Annotated in this window: 18 protein-coding genes; 7 read left to right on the top strand and 11 right to left on the bottom strand. The window is 63.5% G+C overall.

The features are described 5' to 3' along the window. Positions 1–58 precede the first annotated feature (58 nt). From ptsN to CDV46_RS17915, 8 genes are all read right to left on the bottom strand, one after another. Positions 59–514: a PTS IIA-like nitrogen regulatory protein PtsN gene (gene ptsN / locus CDV46_RS17950; RefSeq protein ID WP_058377147.1), complete on the bottom strand. Its 456-nt coding sequence runs from the start codon at positions 512–514 to the stop codon at positions 59–61. Positions 515–750: 236 nt separating this feature from the next. After that, the gene (hpf, locus tag CDV46_RS17945; RefSeq protein WP_087689881.1) at positions 751–1,104 is read right to left on the bottom strand and encodes a ribosome hibernation-promoting factor, HPF/YfiA family; all 354 of its coding nucleotides are present in this window, start codon (positions 1,102–1,104) and stop codon (positions 751–753) included. A 140-nt stretch (positions 1,105–1,244) separates the two neighbouring features. Next, positions 1,245–2,735 carry an RNA polymerase factor sigma-54 gene (locus CDV46_RS17940; protein WP_058377149.1) on the bottom strand — a complete coding sequence of 497 codons (1,491 nt, stop codon included), beginning with the start codon at positions 2,733–2,735 and terminating at the stop codon, positions 1,245–1,247. A 94-nt stretch (positions 2,736–2,829) separates the two neighbouring features. Then, positions 2,830–3,582, bottom strand: coding sequence for an LPS export ABC transporter ATP-binding protein (gene lptB / locus CDV46_RS17935; RefSeq protein ID WP_058380055.1), 753 nt, complete (start codon positions 3,580–3,582; stop codon positions 2,830–2,832). A 43-nt stretch (positions 3,583–3,625) separates the two neighbouring features. Beyond that, a complete protein-coding gene (gene lptA / locus CDV46_RS17930; RefSeq protein ID WP_087689879.1) occupies positions 3,626–4,342 on the bottom strand; it encodes a lipopolysaccharide transport periplasmic protein LptA in 717 nt (238 codons plus the stop codon). Further along, positions 4,339–5,025, bottom strand: coding sequence for an LPS export ABC transporter periplasmic protein LptC (gene lptC, locus CDV46_RS17925; RefSeq protein ID WP_087689877.1), 687 nt, complete (start codon positions 5,023–5,025; stop codon positions 4,339–4,341). The genes lptA and lptC overlap by 4 nt, the downstream gene beginning before the upstream one ends. Positions 5,026–5,047: 22 nt before the next feature. Further along, positions 5,048–5,533 (bottom strand): KdsC family phosphatase, encoded by a 486-nt coding sequence (locus CDV46_RS17920; protein WP_249277665.1) that lies wholly within the window; start codon positions 5,531–5,533, stop codon positions 5,048–5,050. A 116-nt stretch (positions 5,534–5,649) separates the two neighbouring features. Further along, complete coding sequence (locus CDV46_RS17915; protein WP_058377151.1) at positions 5,650–6,630, bottom strand: KpsF/GutQ family sugar-phosphate isomerase; 981 nt, start codon at positions 6,628–6,630, stop codon at positions 5,650–5,652. 181 nt (positions 6,631–6,811) lie between these two features. Here CDV46_RS17915 and CDV46_RS17910 point away from each other — a divergent pair, with 181 nt between their 5' ends. The 7 genes from CDV46_RS17910 to phnE all read left to right on the top strand — a co-directional run bounded on the left by CDV46_RS17910 (position 6,812) and on the right by phnE (position 14,451). Further along, complete coding sequence (locus CDV46_RS17910; RefSeq protein WP_058377152.1) at positions 6,812–8,794, top strand: monovalent cation:proton antiporter family protein; 1,983 nt, start codon at positions 6,812–6,814, stop codon at positions 8,792–8,794. A gap of 160 nt (positions 8,795–8,954) precedes the next feature. Further along, positions 8,955–9,506, top strand: coding sequence for an adenine phosphoribosyltransferase (locus tag CDV46_RS17905; RefSeq protein WP_087689873.1), 552 nt, complete (start codon positions 8,955–8,957; stop codon positions 9,504–9,506). Between the two features lie 61 nt (positions 9,507–9,567). Then, complete coding sequence (locus CDV46_RS17900; protein ID WP_087689871.1) at positions 9,568–10,182, top strand: LysE family translocator; 615 nt, start codon at positions 9,568–9,570, stop codon at positions 10,180–10,182. 152 nt (positions 10,183–10,334) lie between these two features. Further along, positions 10,335–11,090 (top strand): DeoR/GlpR family DNA-binding transcription regulator, encoded by a 756-nt coding sequence (locus CDV46_RS17895; protein ID WP_058377155.1) that lies wholly within the window; start codon positions 10,335–10,337, stop codon positions 11,088–11,090. 544 nt (positions 11,091–11,634) lie between these two features. Beyond that, positions 11,635–12,507, top strand: a complete 873-nt coding sequence (phnC, locus tag CDV46_RS17890) for a phosphonate ABC transporter ATP-binding protein (protein WP_087724015.1) — start codon at positions 11,635–11,637, stop codon at positions 12,505–12,507. Positions 12,508–12,523: 16 nt separating this feature from the next. Continuing rightward, positions 12,524–13,492: a phosphonate ABC transporter substrate-binding protein gene (gene phnD, locus CDV46_RS17885; RefSeq protein ID WP_087689867.1), complete on the top strand. Its 969-nt coding sequence runs from the start codon at positions 12,524–12,526 to the stop codon at positions 13,490–13,492. Positions 13,493–13,629: 137 nt separating this feature from the next. Beyond that, the gene (gene phnE / locus CDV46_RS17880; protein WP_087724013.1) at positions 13,630–14,451 is read left to right on the top strand and encodes a phosphonate ABC transporter, permease protein PhnE; all 822 of its coding nucleotides are present in this window, start codon (positions 13,630–13,632) and stop codon (positions 14,449–14,451) included. Positions 14,452–14,582: 131 nt separating this feature from the next. On the opposite strand, the gene CDV46_RS17875 is transcribed toward phnE, so the two are convergent. From CDV46_RS17875 to phnK, 3 genes are all read right to left on the bottom strand, one after another. Beyond that, positions 14,583–15,719 (bottom strand): alpha-D-ribose 1-methylphosphonate 5-triphosphate diphosphatase, encoded by a 1,137-nt coding sequence (locus tag CDV46_RS17875; protein WP_087724011.1) that lies wholly within the window; start codon positions 15,717–15,719, stop codon positions 14,583–14,585. A 17-nt stretch (positions 15,720–15,736) separates the two neighbouring features. Continuing rightward, positions 15,737–16,450, bottom strand: a complete 714-nt coding sequence (gene phnL, locus CDV46_RS17870; RefSeq protein WP_254916118.1) for a phosphonate C-P lyase system protein PhnL — start codon at positions 16,448–16,450, stop codon at positions 15,737–15,739. Positions 16,451–16,545: 95 nt separating this feature from the next. Further along, complete coding sequence (phnK, locus tag CDV46_RS17865) at positions 16,546–17,331, bottom strand: phosphonate C-P lyase system protein PhnK (protein WP_087690753.1); 786 nt, start codon at positions 17,329–17,331, stop codon at positions 16,546–16,548. Positions 17,332–17,334: the final 3 nt, after the last annotated feature.

Below are 17,334 nucleotides of genomic sequence, written 5' to 3'. Positions count from 1 at the left end.
CGCCTCGTTCGGTTGGGGGTGTGGGGTCTACGCTACGGGGCTTGTCTGGCGTGTGGGCTCAGGGCTGCCAGTTCGCGAGTGCCGTATGAATGTCTTCGGCGCTTGGTGCATTCGACAACGTCTCGCGCATCGATCGGTCCGAAAGCAATTGTGCGATTTCGGACAGGATTTCGAGATGTTGCTGGGTGGCTTGTTCGGGCACCAGAAGGAAAAACAGCAGGGACACCGGCTGGCCGTCAGGGGCTTCGAAGGGGATCGGCGCTTCCAGGCGCACGAACGCCGCCATTGGATGCTTCAGGCCCTTGATTCGACCATGCGGAATCGCCACGCCTTCACCGAGTCCGGTCGAGCCGAGTCGCTCGCGCGCGAAAAGATTGTCGGTGATGACAGCGCGAGTGAGCCCGGCATTGCTCTCGAATAGGAGCCCGGCTTGCTCGAAGACGCGCTTCTTGCTGGTGACGGAGAGTCCAAGCAGGATGTTGGACGCAGGTAAGAGTTTGACTAAACGGTTCATCTTGTAATGCGGGCGAACGCGTAGTCGCCCTCCAACCCCCGATTGACCTCGCATTATAGACCACCTGCCGCTGACCCCCGCGCCATTCCCCAGAAATGCGCCAAGCCATATAAAAGGGGCCGTTCAACGGCCCCGCGGTGGGTGATGCCAGACTATGACAGACGCAATTGCAGGCGCGAGGTTCCGCGCGGGCTTTCGTCAGTGTCAGTCGACGCGACTACCACGCCAGTCAGCACTCATTGCAGCGGTTCCTGCTCGGGCGGCTGCTGATGCTTGATGGCCTCGCGACCGTGGTCCTGAACCTTGTCCTTGAACTGGATTACCTTGCGGTCGAGCATATCGATCAGCTTGTCGATGGCGGCGTACATATCTTCGTCACACTTCTCGACGAAAATCTCCTTACCCTTGAGAAACACCGTAATGCTGGCTACCTGGCGTCCGGTTTTCTCCTTGGTCTTGTCGACAGAGAGGATCACCTCGGCGCCCATCACTTGATCGAAATGGCGCAACACGCGGTCAAGCTTGTTAGTCACAAATTCGCGCAGCGAAGGCGTGAGTTCGAGATGGTGTCCACTGATCTTCAGATTCATAGCTGCTCTCCTTGCTGAAATGCCGAAGTGCGGGCCACGTCACAAATGACGGGCTAGCGGGAGTGCGAGCCATTCATGTGACGCAATGTCGCACTGCGGCGTTATGCCCCAGCAGGCCAACACGGCTCACCAGGACTGTCCTACAAAGATTTGCGCAAGTTGACTGCGGGAATTCGCATGGCTTCGCGGTATTTCGCGACAGTGCGTCGCGCCACCACGAAACCCTGCTCTGCCAGCAGTTCCGCGATACGGCTGTCGGAAAGGGGGCTCTGCGGGTCTTCGGCTCCTATCAGTTGCTTGATGAGGGCACGGATGGCCGTGGATGACGCGGCCCCTCCGGCTTCCGTCGCGACGTGCGAACCAAAGAAGTACTTGAGCTCGAAAGTTCCGAATGGAGTGAGCATGTACTTACTGGTTGTCACCCGCGAAATCGTGGATTCGTGTAAACCCAGCGTATCAGCAATCTCGCGCAAAACCAAGGGGCGCATACCGATTTCGCCGTGGGAAAAGAAGTTCTTTTGACGCTCGACAATGGCCTGCGCCACTCGCAGGATCGTGTCGAAACGCTGCTGAATGTTCTTGATCAGCCAGCGCGCTTCCTGCAATTGCTGTTGGAGGTTCCCGGTGCCCGGATCGTTGCGATTATTTCGCAGAATTCGCGCATACATTTCGTTGATGCGCAGACGCGGCATCACTTCGGGATTGAGCTCCGCCGTCCAGCCGCTGCCCTGCCGGCGCACGAGGACGTCGGGAATGACGTAGTCGGCCTGCGGCGTGCCGTACGCGGCCCCCGGAAACGGGTCGAGCGAGCGAATGAGTTGATGCGCGGCGCGCAGGCTGTCTTCGCCCACGCCAAGCACGCGACGCAGCCGCGTGTAGTCACGTGCGGCGAGCAGTTCCAGGTGATCGGAGACGATACGCAGCGAAATCGTGCGCACCGGGCTCGCAGGCAGCCGCTGCAATTGCAGCCGCAGGCACTCGGACGGGGTGCGTGCACCGACGCCGGCCGGGTCGAAGCTTTGCAGCAGTGCCAGCGCGGCATTGATCTCTTCGGCCTCGAGCGACAGTTCTTCGGCCACTTCCGCCTGAATTTCATCGAGCGTGGTGCCCAGATAACCGTCTTCGTCGAGCGACTCGATTAAAAACTCCACCAGCGCGCGATCGCGCGGCGCGGCCTTGGTCACGCGCAACTGGGCCAGCAGGTGTTCACGCAGATTCGGATGATCGACGTGCAGTTGCGGGCGCGAGTTGTTGTCGTCGTCGTCGGTGGCATTGCCCGTGCGGGCGAAGTCGTTCAGGCTCCAGTCACTGCCGCTGTCCTGGCCGTTATCGTCGAAACGCGCTTCGCCATCGAGCTCGCGTGCCTCGTCGTGACCGTTACCCTCGGACGGCGCGTCGTTCGTGCTGCTGACCGATGTCGTGCGTTCATTGCGAAGCGAGCCGTCGGTGCCGACGCGCACGGACCCGGCGAGCCAATCGTCTTCGCGCTCGAGCATCGGGTTCTGGGTGAGGGCATGCTCGACTTCTTGTTGAAGTTCGAGCGTCGACAGTTGCAGCAACCGGATCGATTGTTGCAACTGGGGGGTGAGGGTCAGGTGCTGCGAGGTGCGGAGTTGGAGGGTCGGTTTCATAACGTTTCTCGCCTTCATTGTAGAGGCTTTGTCACGTCAGCGAAACCGGCCTGCCTCGCTATCGGAGGCAGGGTTTACATGCGAAAAATTAGCTTTACATCCGGAAATTTTCGCCCAGATAAACGCGCCGGACGCTTTCGTCGGCAACGATCTGGTCAGGCGTGCCGGCGGCGAGCACCGAGCCTTCGCTGATGATGTACGCGTGATCGCAGATACCGAGCGTTTCGCGCACGTTGTGGTCGGTAATCAGGACACCGATACCTCGGTCTTTCAGGAAGCGCACGATGCGCTGAATTTCCAGCACCGCAATCGGATCCACACCCGCGAACGGTTCATCAAGCAGGATGAAGCGCGGCTGGGTGGCCAGTGCGCGGGCAATTTCCACGCGACGGCGCTCGCCGCCCGAGAGCGACATGGCCGGGTTCTCGCGCAGATGCGCCACTTGCAACTCGTCGAGCAACGACTCGATGCGGCGCTCGATTTCATCGCGCTTGAGCGGTTTGCCCTGCGCATCGACCTGCAATTCGAGCACGGCGCGAATATTGTCTTCGACCGTGAGCTTGCGGAACACCGACGCTTCCTGCGGCAGATACGAAACACCCATGCGCGCGCGTTCGTGAATCGGCAGTTCGCTGATCAGGTTGCCATCCAGCTGAATCTCGCCGTCGTCGGCCGGCACCAGCCCCACGATCATGTAGAACGACGTGGTCTTGCCGGCGCCATTGGGCCCGAGCAGCCCCACGACTTCGCCGCTTTTCACGTCGAGCGAGACGTCCTTGACGACGGTGCGGGCACCGTATTGTTTCTTGAGCGAGCGCACGACGAGCGCGCTGGGCTTGCCGACCATGCCGGCGCCCTGATTGATGCTGGAAGCGTTGCTTTGGTCGGGATTACTCACGCGGATTCTCTAGGCGTTTGGAAGGAGCCAGTGCCGGCAGATCGCCCTTGGGCGCTGCGGCGGCGGGCTTGCTCGCGCCGCCGGGCTGCGCTTGGTTAGCGCCCGTGGCATTGCGAGGCGCGAGCGTCGCACGCACGCGGCCATTCGGATTGTTCGAATTGACCTGATCGGCGCCGCTATTGGCGGTGTACACCTCGTTGTACGTATCGTACGTGATCACGCTGCCGTGAATCTCGTCGAGCACCTTCGTACCGCCGGCCAGACGCTTGAGCGTGGCCTGCGTGGTCAACGTGGCGACTTCGGTCTTGCCGTTGTAGTAGATCGTCTGGCCCCAGCCGTCGATGTACTCGTCCAGACCGTCGCGTTTCTGACGCATGTAGGCGAGCGGGCCGCCCGGCTTGTAATAGGCGGTGGCGTACTGATAGCCCTCCGGATCCTGAGTCACTTCGACGCGATCGGCCTTGAGGAGAATGGTCCCCTTGGTCATCGTCACGTTGCCGGTGAAGATGTTGACCTGCTTGAGGTCGTCATAGCTCATGTGATCCGCTTCGATGTTGAGCGGCTTGTCGCGGTCGGCATGCTCGGCATGGGCGAGCGGCGACGCCAGCGCGCCGAGCACCGCGAAGGCGGCGGCCAGAGCGCGCAACGAGCGGCGGATGCCGTCAAGCGGTTGGTACGAAGCGGGTCGCAGGTAAGGGCGATCGGTCATGGGGTCTTGGGGCCCTGTGTTGTCTTGGGTGGCGCGCTCGGGGCAGTGGCTGCCGGAGCGCCCGTTGTTGCGGCGGGCTGGGCCGGCGGCTTGTTGCCGAGCTCGGCCGGCTGGATTGTGCCATGCACATTGCCGAGCAATTGTACGGCCCGCGAGATGTTATTGAAAATCATGCCGTCGCCGTACATCACGGACTGGCCGCGATACAACACCACCGGCAGTTCCGTGCGCACGATGTCTTCGTTCACGAGCACCTGAAAGTGCTCGGACAGCGCGCGCATTTCAGGGTCGCGCGGCCCCGCCTGGCGGACCACGACGGCATCGTCGTACAGATCCACCACCGACATATCGGCGTTGAGCGTGCCGCGCTTGCTGGTGGCCGTCACTTCCGGCGAATCGGGCGTGAAGGCGCGCACGGCCGGGAGCGTCATGGCGGTCGTGGCGTCGTCCTCGTAGTGCGTCATGTGCACGGCGTTGACGCGATACTGCGTGAGGCCGGTCGGCGACAGCATGGAGATCACCATGTTGTCGGCGTAGTAATCGGGGATGTGCTTCTTGACGTACGGCGAGCGATCGGCGTCGGACGGCAACGTGCGCTGCACGAGCCAATAGGTTCCCGCGGCGAGACCGGCGAGCACCGTGATGGCGATCAGTGAAGCGGGCGAGACGCGTTGTGCGGCCATGAATTCTTCGGCTCCGGGCGCGTCAGGCGAGGGCTGCGGCGAGCAGGGCGTCGTAACGTCCCTGCGCGTGCAGAATGAAGTCGCACAGCTCGCGTGCTGCGCCGTTGCCGCCGCGCGCACTGGCAATCCAGTGGCAGCGGGATTGCACTTCGGCGTGCGCGTTGGCCGGACACGCGGCAAAGCCCACGCGGGTAAGCACCGGCAGATCGGGCCAATCGTCACCGATATGGCCGCAGGCTTGCGCACTCACCGACAGTTTGTTGCAGAGATCTTCGAATGCCACGCGCTTGTCGTGCACGCCCTGATACACATGGGCCACGCCGAGATCGGCGGCACGTTTCGCCACGATGTCGGACTTGCGGCCGGTAATGATCGCGGTGACGATACCTGCCTCGGCCAGCAGCTTCAGACCGTGACCGTCGAGCGAGTCGAACGTCTTGAAGGTTTCACCCGCCGGTCCGTAACGCAGGCCACCGTCGGTGAGCACGCCGTCGACGTCGAAGACCATCACGCGCAGTTTGGCCGCGCGCGCCGTGGCGTCTTCCCGATCGAAATGAGGCACTGACGTGGCGGCAGTCGAGGTGGTGGGGGCGGTAGTACGAGGTTGATTCATGGGGCGCAGACTCACACGACCTTGGCGGCGAACAGGTCGTGGACGTTCAGCGCGCCTACCAGGCGGTCGTTCTCGGTCACGAGCAATTGCATGATGCCGAAACGCTCCATCAGTTCGGCGGCTTCGGCGGCGAGTTGATCCGGGCCGATAGTGCGCGGGCCGGCGGTCATCACGTCGGCCAGCGTCAGCGCGCTGAAGTCGAGCGTACGTTTGAACAAGCGGCGCAGGTCACCGTCAGTGAAGATGCCGACCACGTGGTCGTTGGCGTCGACAATGGCGGTCATGCCGAGGCCCTTGGCGGTCATTTCGAGCAGCGCGTCCGACAAGCTGGCGTCGGTACGCACACGGGGAATCCGTTCGCCGCTGCGCATCACATCGCGCACGAAGGTCAGCAGGCGACGGCCAAGTGCGCCGCCGGGATGCGAGCGGGCGAAGTCTTCCGCGCCGAAGCCACGCGCGTCGAGCAGTGCGACGGCAAGCGCGTCGCCGAGGGCGAGTGCAGCAGTCGTGCTGGCCGTGGGGGCGAGGTTAAGCGGGCAGGCTTCCTTTTCGACGTGGGCATCGAGATGCACGTCCGACAGGCGGCCAAGGCTTGAATTCGGGTTGCCGGTCATGGCGATGAGCTTCGCGCCGAGGCGCTTGACCATCGGCAGCACGCTGACCAGTTCACCGGTCTCGCCTGAATTGGAGAGGGCGACGACGACGTCGTCTGCGGTGATCATGCCCAAGTCACCGTGGCTGGCTTCCGCCGGGTGAACAAAGAACGCGGGCGTGCCGGTGCTGGCGAAAGTGGCCGCCAACTTGCGGCCGATATGCCCTGACTTGCCCATGCCGGTCACGACCACCCGGCCGCGGCAGGCGAGCAGCAGCGAGACCGCTTCAAAGAAGCTGTCGTCGAGGTGTGCGGCGACGCGTTCGATGGCGTCCGCTTCGGTGCGCAACACCTCCCGGGCGACCTCGAGTGCCCGGCCTGGATTGATTTTCGCTATCATGCGCGGAGTATATCAAAATGGTCGCGGCGCCGAAGGACAGCCGCGCCAGGCTTAGGCGCACGACGCCCGGGGGCATGCCCCATCTTGCCGCCGACGTGATCCGATTCCGTCATCGGGACTCAATCTGGCATGACACTTGCGTGACAAGTGTTGCGCCCAATCAGGAAACCCACCTCCGCTGATGGCTTCGCCGCTCGAACTCACTCTCGTTCTGTTGTTTGCCGCCTGCGTCGGGGTGGTGCTGTTCCGCATGCTGCACCTCCCGCCGATGCTCGGCTACCTGAGCGTGGGCATCGTCATTGGCCCGCACGCGCTTGGGCTGGCGTCCGATTCGCAGCGGGTGCAGTACCTCGCCGAGTTCGGCGTGGTTTTCCTGATGTTCTCCATCGGCATCGAATTCTCACTCCCCAAGCTAAAAAGCATGCGGCGGGTGGTGCTGGGGCTGGGGGTTTCTCAAGTATTGGGAACGTTGCTCGTCTCGGTGGGCATCGGCGCGCTCGTCAACCTGTTCTGGTCGTTCTCGTGGCAGGCGTCGGTGGCGCTGGGCGGCGCGCTGGCCATGTCGTCGACGGCCATCGTCACCAAGATGCTCGCCGAACGGCTCGAACTCGAGACCGAGCACGGGCGCAACATCATGGGCGTGCTGCTGTTTCAGGATCTGGCCGTCGTCCCGCTGCTCATCGTGATTTCGGCATTGGGCGGCAACTCGAAAGCGCTGGTGCTGGCCCTGTCACTGGCGGCGCTCAAGATCACGGGCGCGCTCGCGCTGCTGCTTTGGGTCGGACAGAAGCTGGTGGGCCGCTGGTTCCATATCGTTGCCGCGCGCCGCTCGCAAGAGCTGTTCATGCTCAACCTGCTGCTGCTCACGCTCGGCCTCGCGTACATCACCGAGCATCTCGGCCTGTCGATGGCGCTGGGCGCGTTCATCGCCGGCATGCTGATCGCCGAGACGCCGTTCCGGCATCAGGTGGAAGACGACATCAAGCCGTTCCGCGACGTGCTGCTGGGGTTGTTCTTCATCACCACAGGCATGCTGCTCGATCCGGTCATCGTCGTGAAGCAGCCGCTGCTGGTGCTGCTCTTCTTCGTCGGCCCGCTGCTCGTCAAATTCACGCTGATTGCCGGCCTCGCCCGTATTTTCGGCAGTACGCCGGGCACCGCCATTCGTACCGGCCTCGGCCTCGCGCAGGCGGGCGAATTCGGTTTTGTGTTGCTCAATCTCGTGATCGACCGGAATCTGCTCGACCCGTCGCTCTCGCAGGCGGTGCTCGCGGGCATGCTGCTGTCGATGCTGTGCGCGCCATTCCTGATCATCAATGCCGACCGCATCGCCCTGCGCTTCGTCGCCAACGAATGGATGATGCAGTCGCTGCAAATGACGCGCATCGCGACGCAGAGTATCAAGACGTCGGGCCACGTGATCATCTGCGGCTATGGCCGTTGCGGCCAGAATCTGGCCCGCATGCTCGAACAGGAAGGCATCGGCTACGTCGCGCTCGACCTTGATCCCGACCGGGTCATGGAGGCGGCCAGTTCAGGCGAAACCGTCGTCTTCGGCGATGCCGCGCGCCGTGAGGCGCTCGTCGCGGCGGGTATTCATCGCGCGGCGGGGATTGTGGTGACGTACGACAGCACGCCGGCGGCGCTCAAAGTGCTGGCACAGGTGCAGGCGCTCGAACCGACCCTGCCGGTGGTCGTGCGTACCGTCGACGACACCCATATCGATGACCTGATTGCGGCCGGGGCGACCGAAGTGGTGCCCGAGATCGTCGAAGGCAGCCTGATGCTGGCCTCACACGCGCTCGTACTGATGGGCGTGCCGATGCGCCGCGTGCTGCGCCGTGTGGCACAGGCCCGTAACGAGCGCTACAGCTTGCTGCGCGGCTATTTCCACGGGCTGGACGATGACGACGAAGGTGGCGAGCGCGAACAGGTGCGATTGCAATCGGTGCCGCTCACGCTCAACGCCGACGCGGTGGGGCGCACGCTGGGCGAGTTGCGCCTCGACAAACTGGGCGTGACGGTCACGGCCATCCGCCGACACGGCATCCGGGGCGTGGAGCCCGTGGCCGAAACACGGCTGATGGCCGAAGACATCGTCGTGCTGCGTGGCCTGCCCGAGAAACTGGCCGCCGCCGAGGCGCGGCTGGTGGGACGAGGCTAAGCACAAGCTACCAGAGGGGTAAAACGCAGCGGCGCACACTGGACGGCTGCGCAACACCCGGACACGTCATCAAGCGAGACCCGTCGTTTTGGCATAATGTGGACTTTCGGGCGTCCGCCCGAGTGAATTTCCATCAGTATCCAGAAAGAGAAGGATCCCCGTGCAGATCGACGAGTCCCCTGCCGCCTACATCAAGAGCCAGATTCGCACCGTACCGGACTGGCCCGCGCCTGGTGTGCAGTTCCGCGACATCACGCCGCTGCTCAAGAACCCGCGCACACTGCGGGTGTTGATCGACGTGTTCGTGCATCGCTACATGGACCACCGTCCCGACTACATCGCCGGTCTCGACGCACGCGGCTTCATCCTCGGCTCGATCCTCGCGTACGAGCTGAACATCGGTTTCATCCCCATCCGCAAGAAGGGCAAGCTGCCTTACCAGACCGTGGCTGAAGAGTACGAACTGGAATACGGCAGTGCGACCGTCGAAATCCACGCCGACGCGTGCGGCCCCGGCGATCGCGTGTTGCTCATCGACGATCTGGTCGCTACCGGCGGCACCATGCTCGCGGGCAAGAAGCTGCTCGAGCGTCTGGGTGCCACCGTCATCGAAGGCGCGGCCATTGTCGATCTGCCCGAGCTCGGCGGCTCACGCATGATCCGGGATGCCGGACTGCCCCTGTTCCTGCTGTGCTCGTTCGAGGGCCACTGACCTAACCGTCAACCTCGCCTTCGCTCCTACTCGCCATTCGCCACCCGAACCGGACGCTGCGATGCCCAACCTCTGGCTGTTTTTGCTGACCTCGGTGGCGATTACGCTCGCACCGGGCCCTGACAACATGCAGGTCATCGCGCGCGGCATTGCGCAGGGGCGTCGCGCGGGGCTCGCGGCGGCGGCCGGCTTCACGTCCGGGTGTCTGTTTCACACGACCATTGCGGCAGTCGGTCTCGCGACCGTGTTGCGCTCGTCGCCGTTTGCCTTCGAAGCGATCAAGCTGGTAGGCGCGGCGTATCTCGTGTGGATCGGCATCAAGGCGCTGCGTGCACGCGGCGGCCTGACGATGGCGGGCAGCGCGGCGCCGCAGCCCTTGTGGGCCGTGTTCCGTCAGAGCGTGTTCGCCAACATGCTGAACCCGAAGGTCACGCTGTTCTTCCTCGTGTTTTTGCCGCAGTTCGCCACAGCGGACGCCGTCCATCCGGGCGGTCAGATGTTCCTGCTGGGGCTGGTCTTCATGGCGCAGACCATCGTCGTGTTCAGCGTCTACGGCTGGTTTGCGGGCGTGCTGGGCACGTGGCTCAAGCGCCGGCCGGGGGCAGGGCGCTGGCTCGATCGCGTGGCCGGCATGATCTTCATCGGACTGGGCGTGCGCGTCGCGTTGCAGGGATGAAGGGGCAAGGCGAAGTAAGAGGAAGCAAGAAGAAGTAAGACGAGGTGGGGCGGGACAATCGCGGACCAGCGCGATGCCGCCCAAGCTGTTCCATGGCCCACGCGGGCCAAAGCTCGCCAAAGATTTCGTAGTCCAACCGTCATTGTCCGATCATGCTCGCCGAACAACGCCAACAGTACGTGCTCGAACAACTCACCAAGACCGGTGCGCTTGCCATCAGTGATCTGGTGCGTGAGCTGGGGGTCTCGCGCGAGACCGTGCGCCGCGATCTCAACACGCTCGCTGCGCGCGGACTGCTGCTGATGACACACGGCGGTGCACTCGCCGCCGATCGCAGCGAACCTGACTGGACGCTGCGTGAGAACGTCAACGCGGTCGGCAAGCGGGCCATCGGCGTGCGTGCTGCCGAACTCGTGCCCGACGGCGCGTCAGTCATCATCGACTACGGCACTACCACACGCGCCGTGGCGCAGGCCTTGCTCTCCAAGCATCGGCTGCGCATTTACACGAACGATTGGCAGATTGCGCGCCTGCTAGGCCGTCATCACGACAATCGCGTCACGCTGCTCGGTGGCGAATTGCAGGACAACGAAGATGCCGTGCAGGGCTGGGACGCCATCAACCAGATCTCGCAATATCACGCCGACTTCGCGTTTATCGGCGTGGGTGGCGTGACGGAAGACGGCGGCATCACCGACTTCAACCGCGCGGCGGCGGAATTGCGCGCTCGCATGCTGCTGTGCGCCAATGTGTCGGCGGTCGTGGCCGATCACACCAAGTTCGGCCGCGTGACGCCGGTGCGCATTCGCCACTTCGAGGCAGCGCGCTATCTGATCAGCGACGCTGCGCCGCACAAATCGATGCTCGCGCAACTGCGCGCACGTGGCCCTGAGTTGCTGATCGCCTGAACCAAGGCTTCATCGCCTCATAGCTTCACCGGTGTCTGACTGCGCGCGTCGCTCAAGCGATGCCCGCAGCCGGCAACGGCACAACATTCCCTCAAATCGCCACACGTCGCCAAACGACGGCGCGGGCGACACCTCACCTCCAAGCTTCCCCCCACCCAAGACCCGTGCACCACGGCCCTGACGCGCCATTTCGGGGCATTTCCGCCCGCGCTGCCGGTGCCAAAAGATGTAGACAAAATCGACGCGGCGCCATGCCGCGGTCTTTCCCCGGTCTCGCCTGATGTGACCGTGTCGGCCATGTGACAGCCCCTGGTTCGTTACCGGAAACACTTCCAAACCGTTGAACCGATAAGGGTTTTCAGCACCGGCCAAAAAGCTGATCGATTGTCACTGTCTTGTCATCCGCGCTTTTTAGACTGCGTTCACTTTTGGCACAAATTGCCACAAAACAGCTAGTCGAGAGATGCAGGCGCCGCCTCCCGTCCGGGAGTGACGAAACGCGAACAGGCATCGGTCCCGACCGGCGTCGACTGACAGGTGAACCGTGGACGAAGCGATTCGAATCGAGCGACTGACCAAGACCTTTGGCAGCCGACGCGCCCTCGACGAAGTGGCGCTCAAGATCATGCCGGGCGAGATGGTGGCCCTTATCGGTGCGTCGGGTTCCGGCAAGTCGACGTTGATGCGTCACATCGCGGGCTTTGTGCCTGCCGATGCCCAGCCGGGCAGCATCGAAATTCTGGGCCGTCCGATCCAGCGTGACGGCCGCATCGTGCGCGAAGTGCGTCAGATCCGCCGCGATATCGGCTTCGTGTTCCAGCAGTTCAATCTGGTGGGCCGTCTGCCGGTGATCACCAACGTGCTCACGGGGCTGCTGGCGCGAGTGCCGCTGTGGCGCAGCCTGATGTTCCGCTTTACGCCGGCCGAGCGCCGTGAGGCGATTGCAGCACTGGCAGAAGTCGGCATCGCCGATCTGGCCTTCCAGCGCGCAAGCACGCTCTCGGGCGGTCAGCAGCAGCGCGCCGCACTTGCCCGCACGTTGGTGCAGGGCGCGAAGATCATTTTGGCCGACGAACCGATTGCCTCGCTCGACCCCGAGTCCGCACGCAAGGTGATGGACATGCTGGCGCGCATGAACCGCGATCACAAGCTCACGGTCGTGGTCTCGCTGCACCAGGTCGATGTGGCCATGCGTTACTGCGTGCGCACCGTGGCGCTGCATCAGGGCCGCGTGGTGTACGACGGCCCGTCGGCCGCGCTCACGCCGGATCTGCTGCGCCGCTTGTATGGGGTGCAGGCCAGCGAACTGCTGAACGAAAGCACTGAAGATTCCGAAGTTTCGGAAGACGGCACGGCGCAAAAGCCGGCCGAATCCGAAGCCCCTTTTCTTACCTCGATGTCCCTCAGCTTGACCTGACCAGGAGCTTGCTCTCATGAAACTGTGGAAAACCCTGCTGGCCGGCGCGGCCATGATCGCCTCGGTGGCGGTTGCGCACGCGCAGGAAATCAATTTCGGCATTATTTCGACCGACTCCAGCGCAGCGCTGCGCCAACGTTGGCAACCGCTGATCGACGACATGGAGAAGCAAACGGGCCTGAAGGTGACCCCGTTCTTCGCCACCGACTACGCCGGCGTGATCGAAGGCATGCGCTTCAACAAGGTGCAGCTCGCGTGGATGGGTAACAAGGGCGCGATGGAAGCCGTGGATCGCTCGCAAGGCGAAATCTTCGCGAAGATCATCTACGCCGACGGTTCGGAAGGTTATTACTCGCTGCTGATCGCCAACAAGTCGAGCCCGTACAAGACGCTCGACGACGTGCTCAAGAACGGCAAGAAGATCAACTTCGGTCTGGGCGATCCGACCTCGACGTCGGGCACGCTGGTGCCGGGTTACTACGTGTTCGCGAAGAACAACATCGATCCGCGCACGTACTTCAAGACGGCTCGCAGCTCGAACCACGGCGCGAACCTGATGGCTGTGCTGAACAACCAGATCGACGTCGCCACCAACAACACCGAAGAGCTCGACAAGCTCGAAGCCACGCAGCCGGAGAAGGCCAAGCAGGTTCAGGTGCTTTGGAAGTCGCCGCTGATCCCGTCGGACCCGATGCTGTGGCGCAAGGACTTGCCGGACGCTACCAAGAAGAAGATTCGCGACTTCTTCCTGGCCTACGGCAAGGATGCGCACGAGAAGGAAGTGCTGAAGAACATCTACAACTACGGTGGCTTCCGCGCTTCGAGCAATGCCCAACTGCTGCCGATCCGCCAGCTCGAACTGTTCAAGCAGAAGCAACAGCTCGAAGCCGACGCGAACATCGATGCTGCCAAGAAGCAGTCGCAACTGGCTGACATCGACAGCAAGCTGGCCGCGCTCGATCAGGAATTGAGCAAGACGAAGTAAGGCGGTATCGACGCCGTCGCAAGTCGTATCAAACAGTAGCAAGTGGTCTGCGGGACGGCACGTGTGTGCTGTCCCGCGACGCAGAAGTCCGATTCATCCACCGGTGAGTCTTGCCGGTATTTCACGTGGTACACGACATGAACACCAGCGTAACCTCCACTGCAACCCCTGTTGGCGCGACGGGCCGCCTGCCCGGCGAGCCGCCGAAGCGGTCGTGGCTGTCTCTGATCAGCTGGGGGGCGTTCTTCCTGATTCTGGTGTGGTCGTGGGGCGGTGCCGACATGCGCCCGCTCGATCTGATTCGCGACTCGGGCAACATGAGCCAGTTCGCGCACGATTTCTTTCCGCCCGATTTTCACGACTGGCGCGTGTATGTGAACGAGATGCTCGTGACCATTCACATCGCCGTGTGGGGCACGGTGCTGGCGGTGGTGTGTTCGATCCCGATGGGTTTGCTCTCGGCCTCGAACATGGTGCCGGCGTGGGTGTACCAGCCGGTGCGCCGCGTGCTTGACGCCTGCCGCGCGATCAACGAAATGGTTTTCGCGATGCTGTTCATCGTGGCCGTGGGGCTGGGCCCGTTCGCCGGTGTGCTGGCGTTGTGGGTGCACACGACGGGCACGCTCTCGAAGCTGTTCGCCGAAGCGGTCGAAGCGATCGACCCGCGTCCGGTTGAAGGCGTGCGTGCCACGGGGGCGCGTTCCATCGACGAAATTCTGTACGGCGTGCTGCCGCAAGTCATGCCGCTGTGGATCTCGTACACGCTGTATCGCTTCGAGTCGAACGTGCGCTCGGCGTCGGTGGTGGGGATGGTCGGTGCTGGCGGTATCGGTGTGGTGCTGTATGAAGTGATTCGCAGCTTCCAGTACGCACAAACGTGCGCCGTGATGCTGATCATGATCGTCGTCGTTACCTGCATCGACGTGTTCTCGGCACGCGTGCGCAAGATGGTGATCTGACGACGCATCACCACAGGGCGTCAGCAGAAAAAAGGGCACCGGATGGTGCCCTTTTTCATTCTCGCCAGCCCGGTGCGGGCGTTTGATATCGCGAGGGAAGGGCGACACGATGTCGCTCAACCTCACCCCACTCAGGCGATCCGCTGCCCTTCCAGATACGTCGCACGCGGCACCGGCGGCATGCCGGGGCGTACGGCCACGCGCACCAGATCCGCGCGCAGGCCCGGGCGAATGCCGCCGCGATCCGTGAGACCCACCGATTGCGCCGGGGCCCACGACACCGTATTCACCGCCCTCGACAGCGGCCAGCCGATCTCCTTGTGCAACTGGAACACCGCTTGCAGCAGGCTCGACGGCACGTAGTCCGACGACAGAATGTCGAGCGCGTCTTCACGCGCCAGATCGGCCGCCGCCACGTTGCCCGAATGCGAGCCGCCGCGCACGATGTTCGGCGCCCCCATGATCACGGCAATCGACTTCTCGCGCGCCGCCCGCGCTGCGGCCAGCGTCGTCGGAAACTCCGAGAGCGAGACGCCATCGCGTACCGCCTCTTCCACGTGGTCGAGCGAGGTGTCGTCGTGGCTCGCGAGCGGCAGACCGCGCGCACGGCTCATCGCCACAATCTCGCGGCGATGCGGGTGCGCGTAGGCGTCCTGTTGCGCCTTCATCTCGGCCAGCGTTTCCAGCCACTTGTCTTCGCTCAGCTTGCCGTTGCGTTCGTGATAGCGGCGGAACTGCACCGGGTCGTGCCACTGGCGCTGCCCCGGCGTGTGATCCATCACCGACACCAGTCGCAGCAACGGGTGGTCGCTCATTTCGGCAAAGGCGTCCACGGCGTCATGCGTGGCGACTTCGCAGCGCAGATGCAGAAAGTGATCCGAGCGCAACAAGCCAGACGCGGCCGTATCGAGCAACGTCTGCGCACACTCGCTTTGCACCTTGCGGCTGCGCAGGCCTACAGAATCGCGCTCGCCGATGGCCAGCGCGTCGAACACCGTCGTAATACCGGCAGCCGCCACCTGTGCGTCGTGAATGACGAAGGCCGCCTGCGTATTCCACAACACGCCGGGGCGGGGCGCGAGGTGTTTCTCCAAATTGTCCGTGTGCAGTTCGACGAGACCGGGCAGCAGATGATCGCCCTCCCAATCGATAGCCTCAGGGGCTTGCGTGGTGCCTTCTTCCACAGAATGAATGCGGCCCTCGCGCACTTCCACCACCCCGGTAAAGGTGGTCTCGGGCGTGACGATGCGGGCGTTCTTGATAAGCATGGACGAAAACTCCGAAATCAATGAGCGGGGCGTAGGACGGGGCGCATCGCGAGCGTGCGCGTGGCGACCTCGTCGCGAGTCGCCTCGTCGTGAAAGATGCCGACGATGGCGCTGCCGGCGGCACGCGCCTCGGCGATCAGTTGCGCGACCACGGCACGGTTCTGGGCATCGAGCGACGCCGTGGGCTCGTCGAGCAGCAACACGGGCGCCGCCGCGATCAGCCCGCGCGCGATGTTGATGCGCTGTTGCTCGCCGCCGGAGAACGTGGCCGGTGCCAGCGTCCACAGTCGTTCGGGAATGTTCAGACGATCCAGCAAGGCACGGGCCTTTTCAGTGGCATCTTGCGCATCGACTCCCAGACGGCGCAGCGGCTCGGCCACGATGTCGAGCGTGCTCACGCGCGGAATCACGCGCAGAAACTGGCTGACGTAACCGAGCGTGGTGCGGCGTACCGAGAGCACTTCGCGGGCCGTGGCGGTCGTGAGATCGACCCAGTGTTCGCCATGGCCGTCGTCGTGACGAATCTCGATGCGCCCGGCGTTCGCCAGATAGTTGCCGTACAAGCAGCGCAGCAGCGTGCTCTTGCCCGCGCCGGACGGCCCGACCAGTGCCACGCACTCGCCGCGTCGCACGGTCAGATCGACGCTGTCGAGCGCGGGAATCTGCGCGTCGACAGCCCCCGCGTGTGCATGCAGGTGAAAGGTCTTGTGCAGCCCTTGCGCGCGCAGCATCACATCGTGTTCGCGCGTAGCGAGCGTGAGCGATTCGTGGCGAAGGGCACCAGCGGCGGCGTTCTGAAGCATGTTGTGAGGTGTCGTTCCGGAAGTCATACGGGCAGCACCGAAGAGACGAGCAATTGCGTGTAGGGGTGTTGCGGATCGTCGAGCACCTGATCGGTCAGCCCGGCTTCCACGACGCGCCCGCCTTGCATCACGATCAACCGGTGAGCAATGAGCCGCGCGACACCGATATCGTGCGTGACGATGATGGCCGCCAGATGAAGGCGCTCCACGAGCGAGCGCAACAGATCGAGCAGACGTGCCTGCACCGAGACGTCGAGACCCGCCGTGGGTTCGTCCATGAAGACCAGGCGCGGCTCGGTGACGAGATTGCGGGCGATCTGCAAACGCTGTTGCATCCCGCCGGAGAACGCGCCGGGCATCTCGTCGACACGCTGCGGATCGAGCTCGACCTGCGCCATCCAGTGACGCGCCTTGCCGCGGATATCGCCGAAGTGACGTGCACCGACGGCCATCAACCGGTCGCCGATGTTGCCGCCGGCCGAGACGTTCATGCGCAGGCCGTCGCGCGGGTTCTGTTCCACGAAGCCCCATTCGGTGCGCAGCAGGCGGCGCTTGTGCGCCTCGTCGAGGGCGCGCAAGTCGTGCAGCACGCCGTCGGTGCCGCGATAGTGCAACGTGCCGGCGTCGATCTCGTGACGCAGGGCCAGCGCGTTGAGCAACGTCGACTTGCCCGAACCCGATTCGCCGACGACGCAGATCACTTCACCGGGCCACAGGTCGAAACTCACGCCCTCGCAACCGATCCGGTCGCCATAGCGCTTGGCGAGACCGTCGACGCGAAGCAGCGGCAGGTCGGCGACGGGCGGCATCCC

This window comes from Pandoraea sp. PE-S2T-3 (genome assembly GCF_002179965.1).
Taxonomy (GTDB): Bacteria; Pseudomonadota; Gammaproteobacteria; order Burkholderiales; family Burkholderiaceae; genus Pandoraea.
Note: the sequence above shows the minus strand (reverse complement) of the source record. Positions and strands in the feature narration are given on the sequence as shown.

What these genes read in the sequence shown, in the direction of transcription:
- ptsN (WP_058377147.1), bottom strand. Translation starts at nt 514, where the DNA reads ATGAACCGTTTAGTCAAACTCTTACCTGCGTCCAACATCCTGCTTGGA.
- hpf (WP_087689881.1), bottom strand. Translation starts at nt 1,104, where the DNA reads ATGAATCTGAAGATCAGTGGACACCATCTCGAACTCACGCCTTCGCTG.
- CDV46_RS17940 (WP_058377149.1), bottom strand. Translation starts at nt 2,735, where the DNA reads ATGAAACCGACCCTCCAACTCCGCACCTCGCAGCACCTGACCCTCACC.
- lptB (WP_058380055.1), bottom strand. Translation starts at nt 3,582, where the DNA reads ATGGTCGGCAAGCCCAGCGCGCTCGTCGTGCGCTCGCTCAAGAAACAA.
- lptA (WP_087689879.1), bottom strand. Translation starts at nt 4,342, where the DNA reads ATGACCGATCGCCCTTACCTGCGACCCGCTTCGTACCAACCGCTTGAC.
- lptC (WP_087689877.1), bottom strand. Translation starts at nt 5,025, where the DNA reads ATGGCCGCACAACGCGTCTCGCCCGCTTCACTGATCGCCATCACGGTG.
- CDV46_RS17920 (WP_249277665.1), bottom strand. Translation starts at nt 5,533, where the DNA reads ATGGTCTTCGACGTCGACGGCGTGCTCACCGACGGTGGCCTGCGTTAC.
- CDV46_RS17915 (WP_058377151.1), bottom strand. Translation starts at nt 6,630, where the DNA reads ATGATAGCGAAAATCAATCCAGGCCGGGCACTCGAGGTCGCCCGGGAG.
- CDV46_RS17910 (WP_058377152.1), top strand. Translation starts at nt 6,812, where the DNA reads ATGGCTTCGCCGCTCGAACTCACTCTCGTTCTGTTGTTTGCCGCCTGC.
- CDV46_RS17900 (WP_087689871.1), top strand. Translation starts at nt 9,568, where the DNA reads ATGCCCAACCTCTGGCTGTTTTTGCTGACCTCGGTGGCGATTACGCTC.
- CDV46_RS17895 (WP_058377155.1), top strand. Translation starts at nt 10,335, where the DNA reads ATGCTCGCCGAACAACGCCAACAGTACGTGCTCGAACAACTCACCAAG.
- phnD (WP_087689867.1), top strand. Translation starts at nt 12,524, where the DNA reads ATGAAACTGTGGAAAACCCTGCTGGCCGGCGCGGCCATGATCGCCTCG.
- phnE (WP_087724013.1), top strand. Translation starts at nt 13,630, where the DNA reads ATGAACACCAGCGTAACCTCCACTGCAACCCCTGTTGGCGCGACGGGC.
- CDV46_RS17875 (WP_087724011.1), bottom strand. Translation starts at nt 15,719, where the DNA reads ATGCTTATCAAGAACGCCCGCATCGTCACGCCCGAGACCACCTTTACC.
- phnL (WP_254916118.1), bottom strand. Translation starts at nt 16,450, where the DNA reads ATGCTGCGCGCGCAAGGGCTGCACAAGACCTTTCACCTGCATGCACAC.
- phnK (WP_087690753.1), bottom strand. Translation starts at nt 17,331, where the DNA reads ATGCCGCCCGTCGCCGACCTGCCGCTGCTTCGCGTCGACGGTCTCGCC.